Raw genomic sequence first — 1,491 nt, 5'->3', positions numbered from 1 at the left:
CCCGCCGATAATCAGAAACTCCGCCGGCTGATATAGCGCACCGAGATGACCGCCCACGATCAGGTAGCCGCCAAACACCGCGCCCAATACCACGAGATAACCCAAAATAACTAGCACACGCATTCCTTAAATTAACAATGTGGATGGAAGGTGGGGCAAACGCGCCCTGGCGCGACAGACCAGGCTGCATGTCTGGGGGCGGCATGCCGCCCCTGCGTATCACACGTCGGTATTCATTGCCGAGAGCCGGCAATGTGGCGGCTCAAATGGCGCGTTTGACCTGCTCGTCCAGCAGTTGAGGAATAATATCGGCCAGTTGCGGCGAAAGTTTACGTCTTTTTACGGCGCGGGATGGGGGTTGGCATAAACTGCAGATGAAACCATTCAGTGGCTGGTGCGCGTGGGTGATAAATGCGCCGCCGCAGCAGCTGCAGGCGGAAAGCTGCAACATGCCGCTATCGACGAAGCGCACCAGCGTCCAGGCACGGGTCAGCGCCAGCAACGGCGCCTCGCCGGCCTGCTGCGGACACTGCTCGAGATAGAGGCGATAGGCTTTGATCACCGCCTCCACCCCGCTGCACTGCCCGCTTTTCATCAAAAACAGGTAAGCGTTGTAAAACATCGACGAGTGAATATTTTGTTCCCAGGTCATAAACCAGTCGGTTGAGAACGGTAACATTCCTTTTGGCGGCGGGCTGCCGCGTAACTCCTTGTAAAGTTTAATCAAGCGCCCGCGGCTGAGCTGGGTTTCACTCTCCAGCATCTGCAATCGGGCTCCCAGCGAAATCAGCTCCATGGCGAGCTGAATGTCCTTGGCTTCTTGAACGATACTTTTCTCAACCATCATCAGGCTCTTTTCTTCGTCGGGCTAGCGTCTTTACTCGATAGCTCTTGCAGTAAATGGCTTGATAGCAAAATGCCGGTATGGATTTGTTGCAGATCGTCGACGCGCGACTCTTTGGTCAGGCGTTCGATGGTCTGGCTTTCGTTAAAGCGGAAGTGGCAAACCAGCTGGTTGGTCTCGGCCAGTTTAACCATTTGCGGCAAAGTCAGCTGCGCCAGCGCATCGGCCATGGTTTCATCAATACCCAGGCGAAACATTGCGGACGCTTTTTCATCGTTGATCAAACGCTGTGCTAAAAGTAAATATGACAGATTGATGTCATAAATATGCTTAAGTAATTCAGACGTACCCATATTCCCCATCCCGACAGACTATGTTTAAAAACATACGCTGGGTGATAAATTTTATCGCCCGTGACTTGGGTTGTTTCCCAAAGTTGGCAAATTAATCTCTCAAAAACGACTGCTATAATTTTCGACAATCGCTAAATTCGACCACTGTTCAGTATTTGCTACGAGCGTAAACCAACGTGTATGGATGTACAGCATTCTGCTTCGATAGTGTTTAGTCACCATGAAACTATTTTTACAAATTTAATAAGATTATTCCTAAAGCAGCGCAACTCTACCCCCGAACCATTAGCACAC

At 51.0% G+C, this 1,491-nt stretch carries 3 protein-coding genes; all 3 read right to left on the bottom strand.

Annotation, left to right across the window (positions count from 1 at the left end; genetic code table 11):
- Positions 1 to 117, bottom strand: a 117-nt coding sequence (locus ADK28_RS31260; RefSeq protein ID WP_341466155.1) for a motility-associated protein, incomplete at its 3' end; no start/stop codon positions are given.
- Positions 118 to 262: 145 nt separating this feature from the next.
- Positions 263 to 847, bottom strand: coding sequence for a flagellar transcriptional regulator FlhC (gene flhC, locus ADK28_RS04400; protein WP_016927281.1), 585 nt, complete (start codon positions 845 to 847; stop codon positions 263 to 265).
- Positions 847 to 1,197 carry a flagellar transcriptional regulator FlhD gene (gene flhD, locus ADK28_RS04395; RefSeq protein WP_004934891.1) on the bottom strand — a complete coding sequence of 117 codons (351 nt, stop codon included), beginning with the start codon at positions 1,195 to 1,197 and terminating at the stop codon, positions 847 to 849. The genes flhC and flhD overlap by 1 nt, the downstream gene beginning before the upstream one ends.
- Between the last annotated feature and the right edge of the window lie 294 nt (positions 1,198 to 1,491).

Origin of the sequence: Serratia sp. 506_PEND, from assembly GCF_001076875.1 — a bacterium.
Taxonomy (GTDB): Bacteria; Pseudomonadota; Gammaproteobacteria; order Enterobacterales; family Enterobacteriaceae; genus Serratia; species Serratia marcescens.
This window is presented reverse-complemented; position numbering and strand designations above follow the sequence as displayed.

Bases quoted from the DNA above. Each gene is read 5' to 3' on its own strand.
- flhC (WP_016927281.1), bottom strand. From the start codon at position 847: ATGATGGTTGAGAAAAGTATCGTTCAAGAAGCCAAGGACATTCAGCTC.
- flhD (WP_004934891.1), bottom strand. From the start codon at position 1,197: ATGGGTACGTCTGAATTACTTAAGCATATTTATGACATCAATCTGTCA.